This is a genomic window from uncultured Winogradskyella sp., assembly GCF_937958655.1.
GTDB lineage: Bacteria > Bacteroidota > Bacteroidia > Flavobacteriales > Flavobacteriaceae > Winogradskyella.
Genome location: NZ_CALGNH010000001.1, coordinates 39,701 through 57,623, shown reverse-complemented (window position 1 = coordinate 57,623; position 17,923 = coordinate 39,701). Strand labels below are relative to the sequence as shown.

Sequence of the window (17,923 nt, the reverse complement as noted above, 5' to 3'; positions counted from 1 at the left end):
GGATTTTGTGTAAAGTTTATTATTCTTTTTTTGGATTCCTGCCTACGCAGGAATGACAAACTAGCGTTACGCGCTAACTTCTTCTTTAATCCAGTCGTAACCTTTGGCCTCTAACTCGTGGGCTAATTCTGCACCACCCGACTTAACGATCTTACCGTTCATTAAAACATGAACGTGATCTGGTACAATGTAGTCTAACAGTCTTTGATAATGCGTTATAACTACCACGGCGTTATCTTCGGATTTTAATTTATTAACTCCATTGGCAACAATACGCAGGGCATCAATATCTAAACCAGAATCTGTTTCATCTAAGATAGCCAGCTTAGGCTCTAACATTGCCATTTGAAAAATCTCATTACGCTTCTTTTCACCACCAGAAAATCCTTCGTTTAAAGAGCGCGATAAAAACTTACGGTCTATCTCTAACAGCTCTGCCTTTTCTCTAATCATCTTTAGCATCTCGTTAGCAGGCATATCTTCTAAACCTTTTGCTTTACGTGTTTCGTTGATGGCTGTTTTTATGAAGTTAGTAACACTAACACCTGGTATCTCTACCGGATATTGAAAAGATAAAAACACTCCTTTGTGTGCACGCTCGTCTGCTCCAAGTTCATCAATGTTTTCTCCTTCTAACAGAATTTCACCTTCATCAACTTCGTAATCTTCTTTACCGGCAATAACAGAAGCCAAGGTGCTTTTACCAGAACCATTTGGTCCCATTATAGCATGGACTTCGCCTGGTTTTACATTGAGGTTTATTCCTTTTAAAATCGCTTTGTCATCTACACTTGCGTGCAAGTTATTTATATTTAACATCTTACTAGTTTGATAATTTTATAACGTCTTTATTACTTTTTTTGGTAGCTTCTACCTTTAATATTTCTTTAATTTCTAAAGAAAAAGGCCAGCCTTCTTCACCTTCTGGTTTTTTAATTTTTTTTACACGAGCTGTAACCATAACTCCATCTGTGTCGGCAGTTTTAAATGGTTTTGCTGTTTCGTTTAATAGGTGCATATTTTCGTCAATAACAACACCATAGATATCGTTTGATGTCTGAAAAACCGCAGCATCAGCATAATACACAAATTCGCCACGCATAGTTATATAGCCATCGTTTACATCGTATGATTTTGCACGGTTTTGTTCTTCTAGGTTAACTTCGGGCTTTGTTTCGTTTTTACAGGCTAAAACACTTACGATTAATACTAAAATGATTACAAGCTTTTTCATTGATTTGTTATTTATTTCATGATGGAAAGCATCTACTTATAAATAGCTTTATCCTACAGAACCTTCTAAACTAATTTCTAATAGTTTTTGGGCTTCAACAGCAAATTCCATTGGTAACTTATTTAGTACTTCTTTACTAAAACCATTTACAATTAATGCTATGGCCTTTTCGGTATCAATACCGCGTTGGTTGCAATAGAAAATTTGGTCTTCTCCAATTTTACTAGTTGTAGCTTCATGCTCAATCTGTGCGGATTTATTGTTAGCTTCTATATAAGGAAATGTATGTGCACCGCACTCATTGCCCATTAGTAAACTATCACATTGCGAAAAGTTACGTGCATTTTTAGCTCTCGGACTAATTTGTACTAAACCTCTGTAGGAGTTCTGCGATTTACCGGCAGAGATTCCTTTAGATATAATTGTGGACTTGGTATTATTACCAAGATGTATCATTTTAGTTCCTGTATCGGCTTGTTGAAAGTTGTTGGTGACAGCAATAGAGTAAAATTCGCCTACAGAATTATCACCTTTTAATACGCAAGATGGATATTTCCAAGTCACAGCAGAACCTGTTTCTACTTGTGTCCATGAAATTTTTGCATTCTTTTCGCACAGACCTCTTTTGGTTACAAAATTATAAACACCACCTTTTCCTTCGGCATTTCCTGGATACCAATTTTGTACAGTTGAGTACTTTATTTCTGCATCATCTAATGCAATTAATTCAACAACTGCTGCATGTAATTGATTTTCATCTCTACTTGGCGCTGTACAGCCTTCTAAGTAACTTACATAACTGCCTTGGTCTGCAATAACTAAGGTTCTTTCAAATTGTCCTGTACCAGCTTGGTTAATTCTAAAGTATGTAGATAATTCCATAGGACAACGTACGCCTTTAGGAATGTAACAGAATGAACCATCACTAAACACTGCAGAGTTTAAAGCGGCATAAAAATTATCTTTTTGCGGCACAACGGTACCGATATATTTTTTGACTAATTCTGGGTGTTTTTGGATGGCCTCAGAAATGCTCATAAAAATGATACCTTTTTCTGCTAAGGTCTTTTTAAAGGTAGTTGCTACAGAAACTGAATCTACAACAACATCCATTGCTACACCTGTTAACTTCTTTTGCTCATCTAAAGAAATACCCAGTTTTTCAAATGTTGCTAAAAGCTCGGGATCTACTTCATCAAGACTTTCATATTTTGGTTTGCTATTAGGAGCAGAATAGTAAGAAATAGCTTGAAAGTCTGGTTTTTCATAATGAACATTTGGCCAATCTGGCTCAGTCATTTGTTTCCAAACTTTAAAGGCTTCTAATCTCCATTCTGTCATCCATTCTGGTTCTTCTTTTTTCTTGGAAATTGCTCTAACAATATCCTCGTTTAAACCATTTGGAAACGTCTCAGACTCAATATCTGTGTAAAAACCATATTCGTACTCCTTGGTTTTTAATTCTTCTCTTAAATCGTCTTCAGTATACTTGCTCATCAATTTGTTTTAAAGTGAAAATGATTCTCCGCAACCACAGGTGCGGTTGGCATTTGGATTGTTGAAAACAAATCCGGTTCCATTTAATCCTCCAGAATACTCTAAAGTTGTACCGATGAGATATAAAAAGCTTTTCTTGTCTACAATAATTTTTACGCCATTATCTTCAAAGACTTTATCTTCTTCGGCCTTAGAATTATCAAATTTTAAGTCATAAGATAGACCAGAGCAACCACCACTTTTAACGCCAACCCTAATATAATCATTACTAGGATTATAGCCGTCGTCAGTCATAAGCTCAACCACTTTCTTTTTAGCAGAATCGGAAACTTTTATCATATTCTTATATAGATTAACTCTAAACAGTGTGCAAAGATACGATATAAGTCTCTCTTAACCATACAACCTAACATTATATTAGGATATACTGGTATTGTATTTAATTATTGTAATTCAGCCACTTTAAATTGTCGAGTTCTAAGGCTTAAGTGATAGAGTTTTCTTAGTGTGCTCTGAACATCCTTACTTGGTGATGAGGTTTCAATAAAGTTGCCAAAAGGATCAGTATTTGCAACCGTTTTGCAATGTGAGCATGTTAATTCTGAAGTTTGATCTGCATTCATTTTTGATTTAATATAATTATGACCAAAAACTGCACACGGTAGCGCTGAGTTTACTTTAAATTTCATAGGTGTAGGTTATTTAGGGACCATGAAAATATTAAAAAAATGTAACGCTCCAAGATGAAATACATTTATTTTCGATGAAATGCACTAAAATTAAAGATTTACTACTCTAAGATTATTGAAAATTTGGATTGTTAACGAAAGACTGATCGGTAAGTGTTAATAAAAAGGCCTTTAAATCCGCTTTATCTTGTTCGGTTAATTGTGCACCACCTTCATTGATGTTCTTCATTAATGGATCTATAGTTGGTGAATTTTGTAGCCCTTCGCTGTAATGATTTATAACTTCTTCTATGGTTGCAAATCTACCATCGTGCATGTAAGGTCCGGTGAAAGCCAAGTTGCGTAATGATGGTGAACGAAATTTTCCGTTATCATTAGGGTCGCCAGTTACACCACCAAGCCCTAGATCATTAAATGTGCTATCTAAACCGTTGTTATGAAAATCATTGTCGGTCCATAGTGGATTATTTGGGTTGCCATGACAATGAAAGCAGTCTCCTTTATCTTCTCTTAAAAATACATCTAAACCATTTAATTCTTGATTTGATAATGAGGCTTGTCCCAGCGAATATCTATCGAATTTAGAATTTGCTGAAATCAAAGTACGCTCAAATTGAGCGATTGCTTTTGTTGTAAGTTCTTTGTTTATTATAGTGCTATTAAAAGCTAATCTGTAGAGCTCAGGATACTCAGGGTGATTCTGTAACCGCTCTATAACGTTATCCCAATTACTATGTAATTCTATTGGATTTTGCACAGGTTCTTCTGCTTGGCGTTCTAAACTTAGTTCTTTGCCGTCCCAAGCAAATCGTTCGCCATAATTCCAAGCTAAATTAAATAATGGCATAGAATTACGAGTGCCAGCGCTACCACTAACACCAAAACTAGTCTGTAAATTATCAGTAAAGGCACTTTGCGGAGAATGACACGTTGCACAGGATTGCGTGCCGTCTGCTGACAAAATTCGATCAAAAAAAAGGCGTTTTCCTAAAGCTATACCTTCAGTAGTTTGCGGGTTATCTGCAGGGATTATTGGAGCAATTATGTTAGATGAGAAAATTTGTGGTGTATCTAAGGGTTGCAATGTAGGCTGGTAGTCTAAATTTGAATCTTCATTTGCACAATTTACAACGGTTAGCACAGCTAATATTAAAACACAGAATCTCTTCATATTTTACTATTGTGTTACGTCTCCTAGAGAAAAGACGCTTTGGCCATTATTGTACATTAAAATTTGAGCTTCAGAATTAGGCATAAGCATTTGGTTGTAAGTGTTTAGATCCCATTCATAAGGATTTTTAAACCATTCTGCGAGGTTAGCGTTTACCTCTATTTCTGTAGAATTACCAATAGTTATAGGGCCTAAATTTACTGTAAAAAAAGTGTCTTGTGGAAATGTAGGATTAGCACCAGTATTATCTACTGCGCGTATGGCATGGTAGTTAAAGCCTTGCTCTTGCATGTTACTATTTATAAACTTACCATCTAACTGCATGTAATGGTAACCACCACCCAACAGCTCTGGTACATTAAAGGACACTGAGTTTAAATCGGTATAGTTTAGTGCATTGTTTTCGTTATTTAAACCAAAGGTAAAAGATACGTTAGCGTAATTGCCAGAAGGTATTGTGTTTGCTAGTGTATAGGTAATATTGTTGTTTGTGACGTCTACTAATTTATAAAGATTAGTATTTAGAACTTCGCCAGAATTGGAAGTGAATGTTATATCCGAAATTAAATATCGTAACCGTTCTATGCTAATAGAGGTGCCGTTTTCTGTAGTGAAAATAAAATCATTAAAGTCGGCATTGCTTACATTATTACCGTTCCAATTATGCTGAAAAATAAATGTTGGATTTACTTGGCTTACCGTTGCACTACTGTAGGTATCACTCTCACAGGCAAACAAACATAAGCCTATGCACAGGTGTAATAGAATTTTCTTTATCATTATTTTATTTTAGTAATTAGTAGATCTGTAAAACCTTGATTAGTTGGTATATCTATATTATTGCTATTAGACTCTCCAACAAGTATTACAGTCTTATCATTTAGTTCTGTAGCATCAAAGGCAAAATCTATGTCCGATCCGCCGATTGTTTTTTGCCATTGAATGTTGCCGTTTGGATCGGTCTTTAGAACCCAAGCATCATTTTGTCCTTTATTTGTGGTGACATCCCCATCTGAACTTCTTGTGCTTCCGGATATTAAGAAGCCATTATCGTCTGTTTTTTCAATGGATCTTGCAACATCAAAATTACTTCCTCCATATGTTTTTTCCCAAAGTAAATCTCCGTTTGGTGCTAATTTAATGAGCCATAAATCGGCAGCTCCATTATTTTGAGATACATCTATGGTATTGCTTCTTGTATCACCAGCAATTATAAAATTACCATCATCGGTCGCTGCTATAGCGCGGGCTTCATCAATCTCATCGCCACCAAAGGATTTTTCCCAAATAAGATTTCCTGAGTTAGAAACTTTTACAACCCAAAAATCGTAGGTGCCTTTGTTGTTTGAAATATCCACGTCATTACTATCAGAGGAACCAATGATGATGTACCCATCATTAGTTTGTATAGCATCAAAAGGAGTGTCTGTAAATCCTCCGCCATAATATCTACTCCATTCAATAGTGCCAGAGGCATCTAATTTAAGAGCCCAATAATCTCCACCTGCATGACGGCTTGTGGTTCTTGATGTGTTACCTTCTCCCGCTGATGCAGTTACGTCTAAAACACCAGTAATAAAAAATCCTCCTTCGTTTGTTTGTATAACATTATGGCCGACATCAACTCCCGAATAACCATAAGATTTTTGCCAACTAATGTTACCAGAACTGTCTAATTTTAGTAGCCAGTAATCTCTTGTGCCTTGGTTTTCTGTAACATCTTGGTCAATGCTAGAGCTGTAGCCGATAATGGCATAACCTCCATCGGTTGTTTGTATGATATCGTTTCCTCTATCGTCATTACTGCCACCGTAAGTTTTAGACCATTGAAGGTTGTTTTCGGAATCAAATTTTAATAACCAATAATCAAAACTTTCATTTTGCTTATCAGTAACATCACCATTCATACTTTGAGTGTAGCCTAAAACGGCAAATCCTCCATCAGTAGTTTTAGTCACCGCTTGGGCACTCTCATTTTTAGTACCTCCATAGGTTATTGTACTCTCAATAATACCTTCAAATAAGTTTGGTGCAGGAGTGTCATCATTAGTACAATTGAAAAGGGCTAAAAAAAAGCAAAAAAGTACACTATATATTAACGTTCTATTTTTCATTAGTGTTGTAATTATTAATAATTAAAACGTATTTCATTATAATTCTCTGTGGTATTCATCTACTACTTAATAACTAGTTTTTCTATGACTTTATTATTTATTCTTACAAGATATAAACCCGATGTATAGTTCTGCGTTGGCAGTGTAAAATTGTTGTTATTAATATAAGCGTTAGAATATACTATTTGTCCTAGATTATTATAGATTTCAATAGAATTAATAATTTGATTTTGTGATGCTTTTACTTGAGCTGAAGCATTGGTTGGGTTTGGAGAAAGTGAATAGCCGGCGTCAGCCGTCTCTTCTTTAACGGATAATGTCTGGTTTTTTCTAACAACAAATAGCCCTCTTTCAATATCGCTAATTACTATGTTGCCACTACTAAAGTAAGGGTATACGCTCCAGGCTCCGTTAAAAGCCGTGCCGTCGTTATCTGGATAGGTGTCAAAGTAAGCGATCTCTGTCATAGGATTGGTTGGAGACTGAATGTTTGAAATATCGAGGAGTCTTAATCCTGCTCTATAACTTGCTAGGTAAAATTCATTTCCTAATACGTAACCATTATGGTCTATAGCTGATGAGTTTCCGAAATATGTGGACGATTGTGTAGGGTTATCGAGATCTAAAAAATCAAATATGATGGTTCTTGTATTAATACCATAGTTTTGCTCATCAGTTTCATCTCCTAAAATAAAATAACGTTGGTCGTCGGTAAACCAACCTTGGTGAGTGTAACCGATTTGTGGATAGTCGACATCTTTTATTTTAATGACATTGTTTTTGTCAGTAACATCTAAAATAACAACTTTTGTTTCGTTACTGCCAATGAGGATTTCTCTACCTGTGTAATCTGGGTCAGGGCCATTATAGGTTATCACTTGCGCGTCGTGCGTGTAACCTTCTGCAGCATAACCTCCTAGACTTAGAGGGTTTAGAGGATTAGATATGTCAATAAAATGTGGGCCACCACCAAAGGTATTACAACCCACTAAGTAGGCCACACCAATAGTTTCGTTAATAACAATATTATGACAGCTATTAACACCATTAAAAATGGCATCGGCAGTGAAGGTTTGAGGAGAGGTTACGTTTCTTAGTCGTTTTAAATCAAAAACTTGCATACCATGTGGACCAACATTATCAGCAACTATAAATGCGTGATCATTGTATACTTTAACATCTCTCCAAAAATTTGTTCCGGCGGAAGTATCTAATCTACCCAAAAATACTGGGTTTATTGGGTCTGAAATATCTACAAAAGCTGTGCTATTTGTTGTAGCAACAATGGCATATTCTTTATTATCCATAGGGTCCGTCCAACCCCAAACATCGCTTCCCTCAGGATTTCCGCTTGTATTTGCAAGGACAGAAATAGGAATGTTAGCCATTAAATCTAAATTGTTACAAGGGTATTCTCCTGCAAAACCGTTAATACAATTGGTTTGAGAATAAATAACTTGAGAAAGTGTAATAAGAAAAAATAAGAAATGGGGTAATTTATTTTTCATGTTTAAGTATTAAACCTATGCTATATAATCTAAAATAAAGGTATTATATTTTAACTTAAGGGTTGCTTTCTCTTACAATAAACAAACCTCCATCAACATCACTTATTACAATATTTCCACTTTCAAAAAATGGATAAATATTCCATGCACCATTAAAAGCAGTATTATCGTTTGGTATGTAAGTGTCAAAAAAACCAATTTCATTCATAACACCAGAGGCTATATTAGAAATATCAATAGCTCTAAGACCAGCTGTGTAATTTGCTACATAAAATGTATTGCCAACAACATAGCCATTGTGGTCAATAGCAGCCGTTGGGCCAGAATAATCTATATGAAAAACGGGATTATCTAGGTCAGAAAAGTCAAAAACAATGGTTCTAGAATTTACCCCAAAATTTATCTCATCAATTTCGTCACCCAATAAAAAGTACTGCATGTCTTCTGTAAACCACCCTTGGTGTGTATAGCCAATGTTACTATAATCTATAGTTGAGATTTGAGTGGGATTAGTCTTATCGGTAACATCAATAATTACAACTTCATTTTCGTTACTGCCAATGTAAATTTCTTTTCCTGTATAATCAACATCTGGACCATTGTAACTAACAACTTGCGCATCGTGCGAGTAAGCATCGTCACCATAGCCGCCTGCTGCTATTGGATTAGTTGGATTCTGGATATTAATAAAATGAGGACCTCCATTAAATGTATTGGTACCTACGGCGTAAGCATAACCGGTTTCTTCATTAATTACAATATTATGTGCTTTAGTAAATTCACTATATACCGCATCTGGAGTAAATGTAGTTGGCGCATTTTGAACATTTCTTAATCTTGTTAAATCAAAAACTTGCATGCCATGTTCTTGATTTTCTAATGGCACATTTGAGCGAAAATCAGCGACAATAAAAGCATGATTGTTATAGACTTTTATATCTCTCCAAATGCTACTCACTGTTTCTGTTGGGATTCTTCCTAAAAAAACAGGGTTGTTAGGTTCTGAAACATCAACGAAAGCAGTACTTGTTGTTGTGCCTACTAAAGCGTATTCTTTTCCGGTTTCGGGATCTGTCCAGCCCCAAGAATCATTGCCTTCTGCATCTGCACCACCCAAGATTTCATTAGGAATATGGCTCATTAAATCGAAGCCATTACAAGGGTAACCGTTAGCTAAACCATTTACGCACTGAAATTGTGAATTTTGTACAGTTATATTACCATTATCATCATTGGAACATGACAAATTTATAAATACAATGGCACAAAAAGTAATCCTGCTTAAGGACTTATCTAGTGCTGAAATTTTCATATTTTTTTTAGCAAGTTACTTTAAATTTTATATTTCATTAGTAGAGGGACTGAATTAACGTTAATAAAGGGGGTTTTATTGAAAAAAGCATAATATTTTTGCAGTATGATAGAAGATAAAAATCCAAAACGAACTCCATTAAGCGAGTTGGGTGAATTTAGACTTATAGAGCATTTAACTCAGCACTTTGAGATGAAGCAAAAATCTACAATAAAAGGTATTGGTGATGATGCTGCCGTTTTAAATTTTGGTAAAAAACAGGTTGTGGTATCTACGGACTTGTTGGTAGAGGGCGTCCATTTTGATTTAAGTTACGTTCCTCTTAAGCATTTAGGTTACAAAGCAGTTGTAGTTAATTTATCTGATATTTATGCTATGAATGCTAAAGCCTCACAAATTACAGTTTCAATAGCTGTATCTAATCGTTTTCCGTTAGAAGCTTTGGAAGAACTATACGCAGGTATATCTACAGCAGCTAAATTATATAATGTAGATGTTGTTGGTGGAGATACAACCTCTTCAACATCGGGTTTGATTGTATCGGTTACAGCTTTAGGAGAAATAGATAAAGGAGACGAAGTATGGCGCTCGGGTGCTAAACCCAATGACTTATTAGTAGTGTCTGGTGATATTGGTGGAGCTTACATGGGTTTACAAATCCTAAAACGAGAGAAAGAGGTTTTTAAAGTGAATCCGAATTCTCAGCCAGATTTATCTATGTACGCATATATCGTAGAGCGCCAATTAAAACCAGAAGCAAGAAAGGATATTGTTCAGTTATTAAAACAGTTAGAGGTTAAACCAACGAGTATGATGGATATTAGCGACGGATTATCTTCTGAAGTACTCCATCTTTGCAAAGAAAGTAATGTAGGTATGGATGTTTATGAAAATAAAATACCATTAGATCCACAAGTTATTTCTTCATGTGAAGAATTTAATATAGATAGTACAACGGTAGCTCTAAATGGTGGCGAAGATTATGAATTATTAATGACAATTTCACAAGAAGATTATCCAAAAATTAAAGGTAATCCTAATTTAACCGTAATAGGTTATGTAACTGAAAAAGAAAGAGGAGCGCATCTTATAACAAGAGCTGATGAAAAGATTGCCATTATAGCAAAGGGATGGAATGCTCTTAAAAATCCATCATAAGAAGTTTTCGTCCGCGTTCTAAACGCTTGTTATGAACACGATTTAACACCTTATTTATTTCTTTATATTTTGGTGTTAAAGGAATAAAATTGCCATTGCCATCTATGGTCATTTCAGTTTTACAATGAGTGCATTTATACTCTTTGACGTGGTATGTTATTTCTTTAGAAATTTTAAAATCATGCCCAAATAATGAGCAATACACATTCTTCATTATGTTAACTAGTTTAGCTTAGGAATTAAGGTAATTTGCTAGGGGTTTAAATATAAGAAAAGAACTTGTTCACATATTATTAACAATCAATAAATCGATGAACTGAGTGTTTTTTGCTTTAAACGTAGCCTGCGATTGTTATAGATACGTTCTAATACAAAGTTAATGTCTTTATATGTGGGAGTCAATTCTATTAATTCACCATTACTGCTAGTTGTTAATTGCTTTTTACAGTGTTTGCAGGTATATTCTTTAACATGTTTTGTTACATGCTTTGTAAGTTTGTAATTATGCCCAAAAAAGTCGCAGTATAGTTTTATTGGAGCCATATTTGGTAGGTTAAATTTATGAGATTTGATTTAGTCGGATAAACTTAAACTATTATCACCATAATTACGCTTAAAAGTTTAATTATTCGACAAAATGACTAATTAAGTAAGATAAATCTGATTTATTTTCAATATGACTCATGTGCCCTTCAGATAATTCTTCTATAATAATCTTTGTGTCTTTAGTTTGAGATTTTAGTTGTTTAACATTTATCAAAATATCTTTTTTACCCAAAATGAGAAGTTTTGTTTTTCTAATTGAATTAAAAATTTTGAAACGATTTGGACGCAATCGCATGCCTTCGTTAGCAGCGATGTAGCCTTGTACGGTGGTTTTTAAGGCTATAGAAAGTGCTGATTCGTAAGCGCATTTAAATCTTGTTTTACTATTTGCGGAAAATAGATTTGCGAACGATATGCGAACCATGTTTTCCAAATTAGTTTTTACCATAACGTTAGCTCGCGATCGTACTATTTTTCGTTCATTATCATCGGCCTCAAAAGTAGAATTCATTAGGCATAAACTTTCTACCAAGGCTGGTCGTTGTTCGGCTAGTGCCAGCGCTACATAACCACCCATAGAGTGTCCAATAATCTTAGCTTTAATAATTTGGAGCTCAGACAAAACGGCACTAACGGCATCAGCCATGTCTTCCATAGTATGTACATAACCAATGCAATCGGACTTGCCATGGCCTAATAAATCAATACTTATTACACGATTGTTTTGGCTTAGTTGAGGTATAAAATCTAACCACATAGCACTTGTCTCTAAAAAGCCGTGTAAAAGGACTACTACAGGTCCCGTACCAATGTCTTCATAATAAATACTGCTATTTTTATAATCTAAAATCATAATGACAAAGATATGTTTTGGCAGTGTTTAAAAGCTATTCATCACCAACATTTATTATATTTGAAGCTACTCATTTTAAACTAAGATTCTCATGACTTTAAAGCGATTATTATCGTTAGCCTTATGCGTAAGCAGTTTAGCTTTGTCAGCACAAATTGAAGAAAAACAACTCGATAAATTAATTCAAGAAACCTTAACCACATTTGATGTGCCAGGAATTTCTGTCGGAGTATTTAAAGACGGAAAAGAAGTTTATGCCAAAGGACATGGAGTCCGTTCATTGACGACTAAAAAAGATATGAATTCTAACACCTTAGTTGGTGTAGCTTCTAACAGTAAAGGGTTTACATGTTTTGCCTTGGCGATGATGGTAGATACCGGAAAATTAAAATGGGACGATCCCGTTAGAAAGTACATTCCAGAATTTCAATTACACGATCCTTGGGTGACTGAAAATTTTACGGTTAGAGATTTAGTAACACACAGAAGTGGCATGGGTTTAGGAGCAGGTGATTTAATGTTTTTCCCAGAAGGGAATAGTTTTGATGTTGATGATGTTATCAATGGAGTAAAATACCTTGAAGCCGAAACCTCATTTAGAAGTAAGTTTGCCTACAACAATAACATGTTTATTATTGCTGGCGAAGTTTTAAAACGTGTGAGTGGATTGTCTTGGGAAGAGTTCATTGAAACTAAAATCATGAAACCTGTTGGAATGATCAACTCTAAAGCGTCTTACAATAGAGTGACCGATAAATCTAATATCATCGATGCGCATACCAGAGCCGAAGGTAAGGTGATTCAGATTCCGCACGACTGGAGTGAAACAGCAAACGCAGCAGGAGGTATTGTGAGTAATGTTCACGACATGATGAGCTGGGCTAAGTTTTTAATGAACGATGCGGTTACCGAAAGTGGAGAACGTTTGCTAGACGCCCAATTATTTCATGAGTTATGGCAATTGCAAACTCCGCTAACGGTTTATCCTAATGATTCTTACGACTCTAATTTTAAAGGTTATGGCTTGGGTTGGTTTTTAACAGATGTTAAAGGTGGCCACAAACAAGTGTATCATACAGGAGGTTTGTTAGGAACGGTTACGCAATTTACTATGATTCCAGATTTAGATTTAGCGATTGTGGTGTTGACTAATCAAATGAATGGTTCAGCTTTTAATACCATTACCAATACGATTAAAGATGCTTATTTAGGTTATGAAAACAGAAATTGGTTAAATAAGTATGGAGCTCGTAACGCAGATTACCTAAAATATAACGATAGTATAAAAGCTGCTGTTTATACTAAGACTGTAAAAATGAAAGGGAATATAGCACTTCCAAAACCTGAACAGATTGTTGGCACCTATACAGATGATTGGTTTGGTGAAGTCATCATATCTGAAAGACAAGGCAATTATTCTATTAGATGTGAACGTTCTCCACGATTATTTGGTGAATTACTACCATACAATGCAACCACTTTTGTCACAAAGTGGAATGACAGAAGCTACGACGCAGATGTGTTTATTCAATTTACATTTAACGAAAAAGGAGAAGCCGTTTCAGCAAGTATGAAATACATTGCACCAATTACTGATTTCAGTTTCGATTTTCATGACCTAGAACTTAAAAAAACTAATTAAGTGAGCATTCAGCGTAAAGAACTTTTAGTGACCAGTTTCGCTTTATTCTCGCTTTTTTTTGGTGCAGGAAACTTGTTATTACCACCATTATTAGGTTATAATGCCGGTGACAATTGGTTTTGGGTCACTATAGGTTTTATGATTACGGCTGTGGTGATTCCAATTATCGGGATTTTAGCACATGCGAAACTGCAAGGCACTTTATACGATTTTGGTAAAAAAGTATCGCCGACCTTTAGTTTAATTTATTGTATTATTATTTACGTGATTGCGGTTGCTATTCCATCACCTAGAACTGCTGCAGCCACCCACGAGATTGCCATACATCCTGCTTTTGGAACAAGCCCATTATTAACTAGTGCTATTTACTTTACTTTGGTTTTAGTCTTTGTGCTCAACCGTTCAAAAATTTTGAATTTGATCGGAAAGTTTTTAACGCCATTTATTGTCATTATGCTTTTGGCCGTTATTGGTATTGGCCTGTCCTCTTCGTCATTTACACCAAGACTTTCAACTTTTGAAACACCCATTGTCATCGGAATTTTAGAAGGCTATCAAACCTTTGATGCCATTGGAGCGGTGGTGGTTGGTGCGGTGATTATCGTGTCCCTGAACTTTAAAAATATGAAGGTGAGTCAGTTTGAATCTAAACGAAAACTTATACGACAATCAGGATTTATAGCAGGTACGGGTTTATTCATCATTTACGCAGGTTTAATCTCTGTAGGAGCGTATTATGGTTCTGAAATTCAGGTTGACACAAAGTTAAATTCAGATATGCAACGTGCTAATTTATTAAGAGGCATTAGTATCGCATCCTTAGGTGAATTTGGAAACACGGTTTTAAGTGTGCTCATTTCCTTAGCTTGTTTTACAACGGCTATTGGTATTGTTGCAGGTACAGCAGATTATTTTAGAGGCTTGTTTCATAAATCGCAAACGGCTTATGTGGTTACAGCAATTATTGCTTGTATTGCTGGTATTGGTGTTGGTCAGCTCGATTTTAACTCCATTGTTGTGGTTGCTATACCCGTTTTGTTATGTATTTATCCCATCACTATTATATTAATTTTTTTGAATGTATTACCTGAAAAATTAGCAACTCCATTAATTTTTAGAGCTGTGGTTATAGTAACGTTTATCTTTAGCATACCAGATGTGATTGGTTTTATAAGTCCTTCTGAAGGATTAAAAAAAACCACCGATTTTATACCACTAGCAAAGCATAGTTTAGGTTGGGTTTTACCAGCCTTATTAGCTTTAGTCGTTACGTCTCTTGTGCAACCAAAACAAAAGACGGAATAATGAAATATCTATTTTCTTATTTGCTTCAAATAAATAGCGATACGTCAGTTCGAGTGATTTTGAAGAATGAAAAATCGTATCGAGAACAGGTTGATAAATTAAAGTCTCGATTCTCGATACAAGTTTTTCTCATTTCAATGGTAAAACTCACTCGAATTGACGAGGTTGTATATAACAAAACAGAGACAAGTTTATGAAGTACATGGGAAGTAAGGCACGCTTTGCCAAAGATTTATTACCTATTATTCTAAAGGATAGACAAGCCAACCAAGCCTATCTTGAACCCTTTGCTGGAGGCATGAACATGATAGACAAGGTGGATGGCATACGTATTGCCAACGATCAACACCAAGAACTCATGGCGATGTGGCAAGCCTTAATTTACGATAATTGGGATCCACCACAATTGGTAAGCGAGGATGAGTATAAGCACATAAAAAACAACCAAGACCAATACCCAAAACACCTAGTCGGTTATGTTGGCTTTAACTCGTTTGGTGGCAAATGGTTTGCAGGTTATAGACGCGATAAAGAAGGCAAGCGCGATTATTGGGGCGAACATTATCGCAATATCACCAAGCAAGTCCCAAAACTAGAAGGTGTAGAACTGTCTTGTAAATCTTATCTCGAATTAGATGTTCCTAAACACAGTATCATCTATTGTGATCCACCTTATGCATCCACTACAAAGTATCGCGATGGTTTTGATCATGACGTTTTTTGGGATTGGTGCAAACAACAAAGCAAAGCAGGTCACCAAGTTTTTATAAGTGAATACAATGCGCCAGAGGATTTTACCTGCATTTGGGAAAAAGATGCAAAAACCACCTTTTCTTGGCATGCGGAGAATTTATCGACTAAGTTAGCTTTGGAACGGTTGTTTGTTTTTGGAGGGTAAATCTATTTTAATTGATGATTGGTAACAAAGTAGTCTATATAGTCTTCAAGTTTTGTACCTAAATAATAAGGTAAATTCATAAGCAAATACGGTTTTTTGCCCATTGGAGTGGTATGCTCTTCAATACTAAATTTTCCAGAATACATACGTACGGCATAAGGGTGATTACTACGATCTACAAATTGATGTAGTGATTTTAACTTCCCTTCTTTACCAGATTTTATTTCTATCGGAATAATTTTGTCTTTGTATTGTACTACTAAATCAACTTCAGAAGATGATTGCGTTTTTTCTCTTACCCAAAAGTTAGGCTTTTTATAGTTTAAAGTGTTCAAAGAAAGTAACTCTTGCGTAATTAAATGTGGAATTATAGCACCTTTATAAGCCGTACTTAAATCGTCCAAGACCAGCATACTTGCTTGAATATTTAATTCATAATTTACCAAACCAGTATCTAAAAATTGCAAGCGAGGCGATTTTTTTATATCGGGTTTTATGGGTGGTTCTATAACCGTAGTGGGATAAATTAATTGAATAACACGTGCATCATTTAGATTTCGCATAGCTTCTCCCACTTCTCTAGACCTATAGTTTGAATTCCCAAAGTTTTGAAATTTTATACGCTCATCCATATACAAATGAGCCGTATCCATTATGTGTTTTATAATTACCGCATTTGTATTGTTGTTCGCATATTTTTCTACATCATCTTTATAGGTTAGCCATATACTTTCGTAGACTTCAGGTAAAGCGGTTAATGTATTTTGTTCTAAATATGTGTTTACTACTTCTGGCATTCCACCGATAATAGCATACTCATGAAATAACTTTTTTAAGGTGGTATGCGCGAAATCGTGTAATGGAATTTGATAAAGCGCTTCTAAAGCCTGATTTTGACCTTTGGCCTCCAAATATTCTAAAAAATTTAAAGGATGCACATATAAATAAGAGACACGACCAACCGGAAATTTTTTTACCTTATCCATAACATGCTCTAGTAAAGAGCCTGCCGCGATAACATGTAGTTGAGGTAGATCTTCATAAAAATAGCGTAATAATGCGATTGCTTCTGGGGATTCTTGTATTTCATCAATAAAAAGTAGTGTTTTTGATATGACTTTTACAGATATGTTGTGCTCCAAAAACAGTGCGTCTACCAGTGTTTTTACATCTTTATAATTTTGAAAATAATCTGCATCTTGTGGACGCTCCAAGTTGAGACTTATATAGTGATCGTAGTTTTTAGAGAAATGATTAACAGCTGTAGTTTTACCAACTTGCCTTGCTCCTCTAAGAACAAGAGGTTTACGTTTAGGGTTAGTTTTCCATTGCCTAAGCACTTTATAGATGTGTCTTTTATGATTCAACAGCTCTAATTTATCGTATTTGTAATAAAACAAAGGTAAATATATTAAATATTTGTAACAAAACAAGGGTAAAATATTTACTTTTACGTAATGAAACAAGGCTAATTGATTACTATGGTGAGATTTTATTTTTAAAAAGCTCAGACAAGGTCGTGGTAATTGGGTTTGCGGATTGTCTAAGTGGTTGTAGCTTTTAAGCTGTTTGAATAAGAATTTTGTGCTTTAGAACTTGAAAAGGTTAGTTAAGGTTGCTTTGGAGCGGTTATTTGTATTTGTTAAATAATAGATTTTTTTGATACTTATTGTATGTTGACTTGTGAGGTCTATCTATCTAAATTTATGTAAAACGACTTATTATGAGACCAACAAGACGCGGACAAATTGTAAAATATCAAGTACCAAACGAAAGTTTTGAAAAACTTTATGTTGTTTTAAACTTTATAGAAGCAGGCATTAGATCAAAAGCTAGAATATATCAACTAAAAACTGGACAGGTCAGCATGGCTTTTGCAAAGGATTTAGAGGTTGATGAAGGGCAAACCTTTGAATTGGACTATTATTTAAAATATGGAAATCATGATTTATTTTAGGTATTATTTAACCTATTAAATTACTTTCAATAATACTGT

The 17,923-nt window shown here is 35.0% G+C and carries 18 protein-coding genes; 5 read left to right on the top strand and 13 right to left on the bottom strand.

Features of this window, described 5'->3' with window-relative positions; genetic code table 11:
* Window positions 1-66 precede the first annotated feature (66 nt).
* From sufC to Q0800_RS00185, 10 genes are all read right to left on the bottom strand, one after another.
* Entirely contained in the window at window positions 67-819 is a 753-nt protein-coding gene (gene sufC, locus Q0800_RS00230; RefSeq protein WP_299126607.1) for a Fe-S cluster assembly ATPase SufC, read from the bottom strand.
* A gap of 4 nt (window positions 820-823) precedes the next feature.
* Window positions 824-1,234, bottom strand: coding sequence for a hypothetical protein (locus Q0800_RS00225; RefSeq protein WP_299126606.1), 411 nt, complete (start codon window positions 1,232-1,234; stop codon window positions 824-826).
* A gap of 48 nt (window positions 1,235-1,282) precedes the next feature.
* Window positions 1,283-2,731: a Fe-S cluster assembly protein SufB gene (gene sufB / locus Q0800_RS00220; protein WP_299126604.1), complete on the bottom strand. Its 1,449-nt coding sequence runs from the start codon at window positions 2,729-2,731 to the stop codon at window positions 1,283-1,285.
* Between the two features lie 9 nt (window positions 2,732-2,740).
* Window positions 2,741-3,070 (bottom strand): iron-sulfur cluster assembly accessory protein, encoded by a 330-nt coding sequence (locus Q0800_RS00215; RefSeq protein WP_299126602.1) that lies wholly within the window; start codon window positions 3,068-3,070, stop codon window positions 2,741-2,743.
* Between the two features lie 104 nt (window positions 3,071-3,174).
* Complete coding sequence (locus tag Q0800_RS00210; RefSeq protein ID WP_299126600.1) at window positions 3,175-3,420, bottom strand: hypothetical protein; 246 nt, start codon at window positions 3,418-3,420, stop codon at window positions 3,175-3,177.
* Between the two features lie 112 nt (window positions 3,421-3,532).
* Complete coding sequence (locus Q0800_RS00205; protein WP_299126599.1) at window positions 3,533-4,591, bottom strand: cytochrome c peroxidase; 1,059 nt, start codon at window positions 4,589-4,591, stop codon at window positions 3,533-3,535.
* Window positions 4,592-4,597: 6 nt separating this feature from the next.
* Window positions 4,598-5,371 carry an MbnP family protein gene (locus Q0800_RS00200; RefSeq protein WP_299126597.1) on the bottom strand — a complete coding sequence of 258 codons (774 nt, stop codon included), beginning with the start codon at window positions 5,369-5,371 and terminating at the stop codon, window positions 4,598-4,600.
* Window positions 5,371-6,705, bottom strand: coding sequence for a hypothetical protein (locus Q0800_RS00195; protein WP_299126596.1), 1,335 nt, complete (start codon window positions 6,703-6,705; stop codon window positions 5,371-5,373). The genes Q0800_RS00200 and Q0800_RS00195 overlap by 1 nt, the downstream gene beginning before the upstream one ends.
* 62 nt (window positions 6,706-6,767) lie before the next feature.
* Window positions 6,768-8,213 carry a choice-of-anchor B family protein gene (locus Q0800_RS00190; protein ID WP_299126595.1) on the bottom strand — a complete coding sequence of 482 codons (1,446 nt, stop codon included), beginning with the start codon at window positions 8,211-8,213 and terminating at the stop codon, window positions 6,768-6,770.
* Between the two features lie 55 nt (window positions 8,214-8,268).
* Window positions 8,269-9,525 (bottom strand): choice-of-anchor B family protein, encoded by a 1,257-nt coding sequence (locus Q0800_RS00185; protein WP_299126593.1) that lies wholly within the window; start codon window positions 9,523-9,525, stop codon window positions 8,269-8,271.
* 105 nt (window positions 9,526-9,630) lie between these two features.
* Between Q0800_RS00185 and thiL the strand changes: the two genes are divergently transcribed.
* Window positions 9,631-10,683, top strand: a complete 1,053-nt coding sequence (thiL, locus tag Q0800_RS00180) for a thiamine-phosphate kinase (protein ID WP_299126592.1) — start codon at window positions 9,631-9,633, stop codon at window positions 10,681-10,683.
* Here the strand turns inward: thiL and Q0800_RS00175 are convergent.
* Entirely contained in the window at window positions 10,667-10,897 is a 231-nt protein-coding gene (locus tag Q0800_RS00175) for a hypothetical protein (RefSeq protein WP_299126591.1), read from the bottom strand. The two genes, thiL and Q0800_RS00175, sit on opposite strands and share 17 nt — an antisense overlap.
* Window positions 10,898-11,308: 411 nt before the next feature.
* Window positions 11,309-12,082: an alpha/beta hydrolase gene (locus tag Q0800_RS00165; protein ID WP_299126589.1), complete on the bottom strand. Its 774-nt coding sequence runs from the start codon at window positions 12,080-12,082 to the stop codon at window positions 11,309-11,311.
* Between the two features lie 91 nt (window positions 12,083-12,173).
* Between Q0800_RS00165 and Q0800_RS00160 the strand changes: the two genes are divergently transcribed.
* The 3 genes from Q0800_RS00160 (at window position 12,174) to Q0800_RS00150 (ending at window position 15,927) form a co-directional block, all read left to right on the top strand.
* Complete coding sequence (locus Q0800_RS00160; protein WP_299126588.1) at window positions 12,174-13,724, top strand: serine hydrolase; 1,551 nt, start codon at window positions 12,174-12,176, stop codon at window positions 13,722-13,724.
* Window positions 13,725-15,029 carry a branched-chain amino acid transport system II carrier protein gene (gene brnQ, locus Q0800_RS00155; RefSeq protein ID WP_299126586.1) on the top strand — a complete coding sequence of 435 codons (1,305 nt, stop codon included), beginning with the start codon at window positions 13,725-13,727 and terminating at the stop codon, window positions 15,027-15,029.
* Window positions 15,030-15,222: 193 nt separating this feature from the next.
* On the top strand, window positions 15,223-15,927 hold the full coding sequence (locus Q0800_RS00150; RefSeq protein WP_299126585.1) for a DNA adenine methylase: 705 nt from the start codon (window positions 15,223-15,225) through the stop codon (window positions 15,925-15,927).
* Window positions 15,928-15,929: 2 nt separating this feature from the next.
* On the opposite strand, the gene Q0800_RS00145 is transcribed toward Q0800_RS00150, so the two are convergent.
* Entirely contained in the window at window positions 15,930-17,294 is a 1,365-nt protein-coding gene (locus Q0800_RS00145) for an AAA family ATPase (RefSeq protein WP_299126583.1), read from the bottom strand.
* 356 nt (window positions 17,295-17,650) lie between these two features.
* On the opposite strand from Q0800_RS00145, the gene Q0800_RS00140 reads away from it, so the two are divergent.
* Window positions 17,651-17,884 (top strand): hypothetical protein, encoded by a 234-nt coding sequence (locus Q0800_RS00140; RefSeq protein ID WP_299126581.1) that lies wholly within the window; start codon window positions 17,651-17,653, stop codon window positions 17,882-17,884.
* The last annotated feature ends 39 nt before the right edge of the window (window positions 17,885-17,923 follow it).

What these genes read in the sequence shown, in the direction of transcription:
- sufC (WP_299126607.1), bottom strand. Translation starts at nt 819, where the DNA reads ATGTTAAATATAAATAACTTGCACGCAAGTGTAGATGACAAAGCGATT.
- Q0800_RS00225 (WP_299126606.1), bottom strand. Translation starts at nt 1,234, where the DNA reads ATGAAAAAGCTTGTAATCATTTTAGTATTAATCGTAAGTGTTTTAGCC.
- sufB (WP_299126604.1), bottom strand. Translation starts at nt 2,731, where the DNA reads ATGAGCAAGTATACTGAAGACGATTTAAGAGAAGAATTAAAAACCAAG.
- Q0800_RS00215 (WP_299126602.1), bottom strand. Translation starts at nt 3,070, where the DNA reads ATGATAAAAGTTTCCGATTCTGCTAAAAAGAAAGTGGTTGAGCTTATG.
- Q0800_RS00210 (WP_299126600.1), bottom strand. Translation starts at nt 3,420, where the DNA reads ATGAAATTTAAAGTAAACTCAGCGCTACCGTGTGCAGTTTTTGGTCAT.
- Q0800_RS00205 (WP_299126599.1), bottom strand. Translation starts at nt 4,591, where the DNA reads ATGAAGAGATTCTGTGTTTTAATATTAGCTGTGCTAACCGTTGTAAAT.
- Q0800_RS00200 (WP_299126597.1), bottom strand. Translation starts at nt 5,371, where the DNA reads ATGATAAAGAAAATTCTATTACACCTGTGCATAGGCTTATGTTTGTTT.
- Q0800_RS00195 (WP_299126596.1), bottom strand. Translation starts at nt 6,705, where the DNA reads ATGAAAAATAGAACGTTAATATATAGTGTACTTTTTTGCTTTTTTTTA.
- Q0800_RS00190 (WP_299126595.1), bottom strand. Translation starts at nt 8,213, where the DNA reads ATGAAAAATAAATTACCCCATTTCTTATTTTTTCTTATTACACTTTCT.
- Q0800_RS00185 (WP_299126593.1), bottom strand. Translation starts at nt 9,525, where the DNA reads ATGAAAATTTCAGCACTAGATAAGTCCTTAAGCAGGATTACTTTTTGT.
- thiL (WP_299126592.1), top strand. Translation starts at nt 9,631, where the DNA reads ATGATAGAAGATAAAAATCCAAAACGAACTCCATTAAGCGAGTTGGGT.
- Q0800_RS00175 (WP_299126591.1), bottom strand. Translation starts at nt 10,897, where the DNA reads ATGAAGAATGTGTATTGCTCATTATTTGGGCATGATTTTAAAATTTCT.
- Q0800_RS00165 (WP_299126589.1), bottom strand. Translation starts at nt 12,082, where the DNA reads ATGATTTTAGATTATAAAAATAGCAGTATTTATTATGAAGACATTGGT.
- Q0800_RS00160 (WP_299126588.1), top strand. Translation starts at nt 12,174, where the DNA reads ATGACTTTAAAGCGATTATTATCGTTAGCCTTATGCGTAAGCAGTTTA.
- Q0800_RS00150 (WP_299126585.1), top strand. Translation starts at nt 15,223, where the DNA reads ATGAAGTACATGGGAAGTAAGGCACGCTTTGCCAAAGATTTATTACCT.
- Q0800_RS00140 (WP_299126581.1), top strand. Translation starts at nt 17,651, where the DNA reads ATGAGACCAACAAGACGCGGACAAATTGTAAAATATCAAGTACCAAAC.